Origin of the sequence: Halalkalibacillus sediminis, assembly GCF_002844535.1 — a bacterium.
In the GTDB taxonomy this organism is placed as follows: domain Bacteria; phylum Bacillota; class Bacilli; order Bacillales; family Alkalibacillaceae; genus Halalkalibacillus_A; species Halalkalibacillus_A sediminis.
On record NZ_PJNH01000002.1, the window covers coordinates 681,410 to 687,612 of the forward strand.

5 protein-coding genes, 1 rRNA gene and 1 other annotated feature are annotated in these 6,203 nt (G+C 38.9%); of the genes, 5 read left to right on the forward strand and 1 reads right to left on the reverse strand.

Going from position 1 to position 6,203, the window contains the following annotated elements:
- Window positions 1-20 precede the first annotated feature (20 nt).
- Window positions 21-800: an alpha/beta hydrolase gene (locus CEY16_RS09545; RefSeq protein WP_101331752.1), complete on the forward strand. Its 780-nt coding sequence runs from the start codon at window positions 21-23 to the stop codon at window positions 798-800.
- A 43-nt stretch (window positions 801-843) separates the two neighbouring features.
- Window positions 844-1,905, forward strand: a complete 1,062-nt coding sequence (locus CEY16_RS09550) for a tetraprenyl-beta-curcumene synthase family protein (RefSeq protein WP_101331753.1) — start codon at window positions 844-846, stop codon at window positions 1,903-1,905.
- Between the two features lie 41 nt (window positions 1,906-1,946).
- Here CEY16_RS09550 and mnmM read toward each other — a convergent pair whose 3' ends face one another.
- Window positions 1,947-2,510 carry a tRNA 5-(aminomethyl)-2-thiouridylate-methyltransferase MnmM gene (mnmM, locus tag CEY16_RS09555; RefSeq protein ID WP_101331754.1) on the reverse strand — a complete coding sequence of 188 codons (564 nt, stop codon included), beginning with the start codon at window positions 2,508-2,510 and terminating at the stop codon, window positions 1,947-1,949.
- Window positions 2,511-2,663: 153 nt separating this feature from the next.
- Window positions 2,664-2,870: a binding site (T-box leader), on the forward strand.
- A gap of 51 nt (window positions 2,871-2,921) precedes the next feature.
- Between mnmM and leuS the strand changes: the two genes are divergently transcribed.
- From leuS to CEY16_RS09570, 3 genes are all read left to right on the forward strand, one after another.
- Window positions 2,922-5,336 (forward strand): leucine--tRNA ligase, encoded by a 2,415-nt coding sequence (gene leuS / locus CEY16_RS09560; protein ID WP_101331755.1) that lies wholly within the window; start codon window positions 2,922-2,924, stop codon window positions 5,334-5,336.
- Between the two features lie 132 nt (window positions 5,337-5,468).
- Window positions 5,469-5,780: a rhodanese-like domain-containing protein gene (locus CEY16_RS09565; RefSeq protein ID WP_101331756.1), complete on the forward strand. Its 312-nt coding sequence runs from the start codon at window positions 5,469-5,471 to the stop codon at window positions 5,778-5,780.
- 312 nt (window positions 5,781-6,092) lie between these two features.
- Window positions 6,093-6,203, forward strand: a 16S ribosomal RNA gene (locus CEY16_RS09570); the annotation flags it as partial.

Genomic DNA, 6,203 nt, shown 5'->3' on the forward strand with positions numbered 1-6,203 from the left:
GATGGTAGGAGAGGGATTGGATGATTGTAAGAGAAACAGAGAACCCGACAGCTGTTGTGGTTGTCATTCATGGTGCATTCGAACATTCTGGTCGATATGAATGGCTTTTTAATAAATTATTGAAGCAAGGCTATCACATTGTATATGGCGATTTGCCTGGGCAAGGGGTTACCCAGAAAAAGTTAGGCCACATCAAATCGTTTAAGCAATATTTTGACACGGTTTCTGAATGGATCGATCAAGCAAAAACTTATGATTTACCTGTTTTCCTTTTAGGTCATAGCATGGGTGGATTAATTGCTATTCGCATTCTCCAGGAACAAAACATTGAGGTTGATGGAGTGATTTTATCCTCGCCAGCCCTCGGTTTATGCAATGTTCCAGAAAAGCCGTTATACATGTTATCAAAGGTGCTAAACGTATTAGCTCCGTCTGTTCTAGTTCCTACCAATGTCCATTCAAAAATGGCTACGCGGAATGAAGCATTTATTGCTAGGGATGTTAGTGATCCTTTATATTTAAGGAAAGTCTCTGTACGTTGGTATTTGGAATTTGAAAAAGGGATCGATCTTGCCTTTAAGAAAATTAAGAAATATCCTGATGTACCGACGCTGTTACTCCAATCTGGAGAAGATTTATTAGTTGATGTTGATGCGGTTAAGAAATGGTTCAACCAAGTGGACTTATCAGAGAAGAAAATAAAGATATATGAAGACCTTTATCATGAGATATTGAATGAACCAGAACGTGATGAAGTATATGCCGATGTGATACAGTTCATCGAGCATCAAAGAAATTAATCGAAGGATTGATAGCAAGGATCTTTACAGGAGGATGATTTAGATTAGAAACATTCCAACCTCTCTCACGAAAATATTATCAGTCAGTTATCGTAAAATTTTCCCCCAGGCAAATGAAGAGCTTGATGGTTGGAGAAAATTAGCTGAGAAGATACCGAATGATGAACTAAGAACACAAGCACTTGAAAGCATTGACTCTAAAACATTCCACTGTGAAGGTGGCTCGATTTATGCTGTGCTGGCTAGAGAAAACTGGGAGGACGCGATTAGCTTCATCGTAGCTTACCAGACAATCAGTGACTATCTAGATAACTTATGTGATAGAAGTACTTCGCTTGATCCAGAGGATTTCCGCCAACTTCATTTATCCATGTTAGATGCAATTTCGCCAAATTCCGTGAATAAGAGAAGAAATTATTATCAGTTTAGGGATGAACAAGATGATGGAGAATACCTGGCTTCACTAGTCGCCACATGCCAGGAAATAACTAGGCGAATAAAAGATTATGAACGAATTTATCCGACGATTCATCGTCTAGCTGGGTTGTATATCGATCTCCAGGTACATAAACATGTACGACTAGATGAAAGGGTGCCTCGGTTAGAGGAATGGTTCAATAGGGAAAAAGATGATGAGGAACTCTTTTGGTATGAATTTTCTGCTGCGACGGGGTCTACCATCGGAATCTTTTGTTTAATTTCTTATGGTCTGGATGATATTTACGTTGGTGAAGAAGTGTATCAATCTTATTTTCCGTATATGCAGGGGTTGCACATTCTCCTAGATTATTTCATCGACCAAAAAGAGGATGAAGTTGAAGGTGACCTGAACTTCTGTCATTACTATGAAAGCGAAGATATTTTGAAAGAACGGTTCGAATATATGATAAAAAATGCTCGAGAAGGAATTAATGGAATACCGGATCCACAATTCCATGAACAAATTGTTGTATGTTTAGTAGGGCTTTATTTATCTGATCGAAAAGTGAACGATTTTCATAACGGAAAGGAAATCTGTAATCATCTCTTGAGGAAAACAGGTTGGAAAGCTAAATTCATCTACTGGAATGGAAAAGGCTATCGGAAAGTTAAAAAGCGCATATGACTCAATAAAAAAGCCTCCTGAAAATTTCAGGAGCCTTTCGTCTATTTTTTAAAAACTGCAATTACATATGGTGCAGCTTCACTTCGGTTGACCATCTGATATTTTGCGATGTCGGCATCTTTTGCAGGGATTTTGGATAGGTGTGACACGAGTGAGTCGGACTCATGGTTGCCTTGTTCGTGACCGGGATAAACCACGAAAACGATGTATTTATTTGGTTTAAGCAATTCAAAAAGATCATTGAATGCTATGATGGTTGTTCTGCTGAGAGTAGTAACAGTGTGATCGCCACCTGGTAAATACCCCAGATTGAATATCACCCCATCAATTGATTCGACTTCTTTTTGTTTTAAAAGGTCTGCAGCGTTCTCGTGTCCTATATTGAAAGTGTATATATTTTGGGCGTCTTCTTGTTGAAAAAGTTTTTTTGACTGTAATATAGCCTCCTCTTGGATATCAAATCCATAGACAGCTCCCTCTTTCCTCACAATTTTACTGAGGAACAAGCTGTCGTGTCCGTTACCTAAAGTAGCATCAACTACTATATCGCCTTCACGTAATGATTCTTCCAAAATAGAATGTGCAAGGGGAATGATTGATTTCACTTAATCCAACACCTTTATATTTACTGATTCTGACTGAATAATTTTATCATGGGGAATGCTAAAGAACAAAGCTACCTGAAGCTTTTAAGAAGATCACCATTATAAAAACTTGACAATTAGCACTTATTTAATTAAAATACTTTCATATATTATATACTGACAGTGATAAGGAGTAGTAAGATTTAAAGCATGTATAGAGAGATGACGGTTGGTGGAAGTCATTCTTGCTTAATCTGAACTCGCCTTTTGAGTTGTATACATGAACTGAAGTAGTGTATACCGTCTTCCGCGTTAAGGAGTCAAGTGAGCATAGCTTCTATGCTAATTTGGGTGGTACCACGGGTAACTCTCGTCCCAACGTTTGTTGGGGTGGGAGTTTTTTATTTTATATATAATTTAGGAGGAATTGATATGGCTTTCGATCATCAGCAAATTGAATCAAAATGGCAAAATTACTGGCAAGAGAATAAAACATTCAAGACAAATACATTATCTGAAAAAGAGAAATTCTATGCGTTGGATATGTTCCCTTACCCTTCTGGAGCGGGTTTACATGTCGGGCATCCTGAAGGCTATACGGCAACAGATATCGTTTCCCGTATGAAGCGGATGCAAGGATATGAAGTATTGCACCCTATGGGATGGGATGCTTTCGGACTTCCTGCAGAACAGTATGCAATTGATACCGGCAACGATCCGGCCGATTTCACTGAGGAAAATATCCAAACGTTTAAACGGCAAATTCAGTCTCTGGGCTTTTCCTATGACTGGGACCGGGAAGTAAACACAACTGACCCTGATTATTACAAGTGGACCCAGTGGATCTTCATTCAATTGTATAAAAAAGGTCTAGCATATATCGATGAAGTACCTGTTAACTGGTGCCCAGCACTTGGGACAGTTCTTGCAAATGAAGAAGTCATCGACGGAAAGAGTGAACGTGGAGGACATCCGGTTGTTCGTAAACCGATGCGTCAATGGATGCTAAAAATAACCGCTTATGCGGATCGTTTGCTTGAAGATCTTGAGGAGCTTGATTGGCCAGAAAGTTTGAAAGATATGCAGCGTAACTGGATAGGAAAATCCGAGGGTGCTGAGGTAAGCTTTGAGATTGAAGGTGCAGCGGAGTCGTTCAAGGCTTTCACTACACGCCCGGATACCTTATTCGGTGCGACGTATGCTGTTTTTTCTCCAGAGCATCCGTTAGTTGAAAAAATTACAACTAAAGATCAATTGTCCGCGGTAGAAGCGTATAAGAAAGATGTTCAAACGAAAAGTGAACTTGAACGAACTGACCTTGCGAAAGATAAATCAGGTGTGTTTACTGGTGCATATGCAATCAATCCGATTAATGGAGAAAAAATGCCGATCTGGATTGCAGATTATGTGTTGATGTCTTATGGTACTGGTGCCATCATGGCTGTTCCTGCTCACGACGAAAGAGACTATGAATTCGCGAAAAAGTTCGAACTACCAATTGTTGAAGTCGTAGCTGGTGGAAATGTGGAAGAAGAAGCCTATACAGGGGACGGAGAACACGTGAATTCTGGATTCTTGAATGGCTTAGGTAAAGAAGAGGCTATTACAAAAGCAATCGATTGGTTGGAAGAAGAGGGTGTCGGAAAGCGTGAAACGACTTATCGTCTAAGAGACTGGTTGTTTAGTCGACAACGTTATTGGGGTGAACCAATTCCGGTAATCCACTGGGAAGATGGAACAATGTCGCCAGTTGATGAGGACGATTTGCCTCTTGTATTGCCTAAGACAACTGAAATAAAACCATCCGGAACTGGAGAATCTCCTCTAGCTAATATTACAGAATGGGTTAACGTTGAGGATTCTGCAACAGGTAAAAAAGGACGTTTAGAAACAAATACAATGCCACAATGGGCAGGTAGCTGTTGGTATTATCTTCGTTACATCGATCCAGATAACAGCGAGATGCTAGCTGATCCTGAAAAGCTGAAGAAATGGCTACCAGTTGATATCTATATAGGTGGAGCAGAACATGCTGTGCTTCACTTACTATATGCTCGTTTCTGGCACAAGGTTTTATATGATATTGGAGTAGTTCCAACGAAAGAACCTTTCCAGAAATTGTTTAACCAAGGAATGATTCTAGGTGAAGGTAACGAAAAGATGAGTAAATCTAAAGGTAATGTTGTCAATCCTGATGATATTGTAGAAACTCATGGAGCTGATACTTTAAGATTGTATGAAATGTTCATGGGACCTCTTGAAGCTTCAGTAGCTTGGAGTACAAATGGCTTGGATGGCGCTCGCCGTTTCCTTGACCGCGTGTGGAGACTATACATGGAGGATTCAGGGGAACTTTCAGGGAGAATCGTTGACGATTCTAATGCTGATCTGGAAAAGGTCTATCATGAAACAGTCAAAAAAGTTACTGAGAATTACGAAGCACTCCGATTCAATACAGCAATTTCTCAAATGATGGTATTCGTCAATGAATGTTATAAAACTGACAAACTTCCTAGACAGTTTGCAGAAGGATTCGTACAATTACTTTCACCAATAGCACCGCACGTTGCAGAAGAACTGTGGTCGAAACTTGGGCATGAAGGTACGATTTCTTATCAGGCTTGGCCGACTTTTGATGAATCAAAGCTTGAAGAGGATCAGGTAGAAATCGTTATTCAAGTAATGGGTAAAGTTCGCTCAAAAGCGTTGGTCAATAAAGACGCTGATCAAAAAGAATTAGAAGAAATAGCACTTTCTGATGAAACTATCCAAGAATGGATTGAAGGCAAAACCGTAAGAAAAGTAATTGCTGTCCCAGGCAAATTAGTAAATATTGTAGCGAATTAAAAAGCGAATTATAACCTTCCTCAATTATTATGAGGAAGGTTTATTTTTTGGAATATTAAGTTCGAATAATGGAATTGACAATAGGGCCATTTAATTTTTAAAATAGAAAATGTAGATGAAAGGATGATGACGATGAGTCAGCCAATAAATGAAGTTACTTCAGATGAATTATTGAAAGATCTTGAGGATCAACAACGTTATAAAGTAATTGATGTAAGAGAAGATGAAGAAGTAGCTCAAGGTATGATTCCGGGTGCAAAACATATTGCATTACAAACAGTGCCAGAACGATTGGGTGAACTATCAAAAGATAAAGAGTATGTAATCGTATGTCGTTCTGGTCGAAGAAGTCATAATGCTTGCTTGTTTTTAGATGAGCAAGGATATAAAGTTAACAACCTTAAAGGTGGCATGCTAGACTGGAACGGAGAAGTCGTATTTTAATAGATACTTCAATTGAAAATGTTGAATTTGCAGTTGTTTTATTAGAATAACTAGGAAATTTATTTTTTTATTGAAAAGTTATTGACACTTATACTAAATTGATATTATACTGGTTCTTGTCGCTGAAAAAAGCGCACCAAAAAATAGCTATTAAAAATATTGACAGATTAAGTGGAACTGTGGTATATTTAATAGTGCTCAACAAAAAGATTTCGAACCTTGAAAACTAAACAAAATAGCCTGACGTCAATTCGTTTTTTCTCATCTGATTGGGAGAGAAAAAACAAGTAAGACAAGCCAATCAAACTACTTTTATTGGAGAGTTTGATCCTGGCTCAGGACGAACGCTGGCGGCGTGCCTAATACATGCAAGTCGAGCGCGGGAAGCAAGCAGATCTCCTTCGGGAGTGACGCTTGTGGAAC